The following is a 1,272-nucleotide window of genomic DNA, read 5'->3' as shown; positions in this document are numbered from 1 at the left end:
GGATAAAGTACAGAGCCAGTTGAGCAAATCGTCTTGAGTGCGGGGAAAGCATCGGCTCTTTTCGGTGAGAATTGTGCTTTTTCAATCGCTTCTAGATATTTAGCCGACGTACCAAACAAGGTCACGTCAGCATTTTGAGCAAGGTTCCACAGCACCTTGTGAGAAGGATAAACAGGGCTACCGTCAAAAATGACTAAGCACGCTCCGCTTGCAAGGGCGGAAACGTGCCAATTCCACATCATCCAACCACAGGTCGTGTAGTAAAAAACTCGATCGTTCGGTTGAATATCGCAGTGCAGTTGATGCTCTTTGACGTGATTCAGAATGGTGCCTCCGACCGAGTGCACGATGCATTTGGGTTTACCTGTCGTACCGGATGAATACAACACAAAGAGTGGGTCATTGAAGTTAACGCGAGTGTAGGTGAGGGGCTCAGGTGAGTATTGATTAAGCACGTTTTGCCAATCTTGGGTACAAACATCACATTCAAAGATGTGAGGCTTGAGATAGCTGATTTGGCACACTTGTTTGAGGCCATCGAGATGATCGGATATATGTTGGTTTTTTTCCGCCATGTCGAAAGTTTTGCCATTGAATGTGTAGCCATCACAAGTGAACAAAATTTTTGGTTTTACCTGTCCAAAACGTTCCAGCACACTTTCTACGCCAAAATCTGGCGAGGTTGACGTCCATGTCGCACCTAAGCTGGTGGTTGCCAACATCGCGATGACGGTTTGAGGAAGGTGCGGTAAGTAACCAGCAACAACATCGCCTTGTTTGATGCCACAATCCCTAAGCCACTGTTGAACACTCGAGACTTCATCACACAGCTGTTGCCACGTATAGGTCTGTCGTTCGTCACGCTCATTTTCAAACCAGATGGCGAGCTCATGTGGTTTTTGATAAGCAAAGCTCAATAAGTTTTCTGCGTAGTTAATATGAGCGTCAGGAAACCAACATAAATCGCGATTGAGTACTGGTTGTTGCCATTTGCTCTCGGCTTGGCTTTTTACCGTCTCACCTGCATTACCTATTACATCGCAAAAAAGCCAGACCTCTTGCCAAAACTGCTCGTTATGATCCAAAGACCATTGGTGCAGGTCTGCGTAGTTTTTTAGGTCAAAACCTTGTCGATTAATGTGTTCGATAAACTGAGTAATATTGGCTTCTGCGATACGACTTTCGCTCGGTTGCCATACTTTGCTGCTCTCGCGCATAGGTCCCTCTATAACAAAGTGATAACAGTTTCAGTCTGAGGGGGAATGCCAATAA

1 protein-coding gene is annotated in these 1,272 nt (G+C 45.7%); it reads right to left on the bottom strand.

Annotation, left to right across the window (positions count from 1 at the left end; translation table 11 throughout):
- Window positions 1–1,217: AMP-binding protein (locus R7P35_RS24840; RefSeq protein WP_318093041.1), on the bottom strand; the 1,217-nt coding region annotated here is incomplete at its 3' end.
- Between the last annotated feature and the right edge of the window lie 55 nt (window positions 1,218–1,272).

Source organism: Vibrio sp. Vb0304 (assembly GCF_033338995.1).
GTDB classification, from domain to species: Bacteria; Pseudomonadota; Gammaproteobacteria; order Enterobacterales; family Vibrionaceae; genus Vibrio; species Vibrio alginolyticus.
The sequence above is the reverse complement of the archived record's forward strand: the minus strand, read 5'-3'. Positions and strand labels throughout refer to the sequence as shown.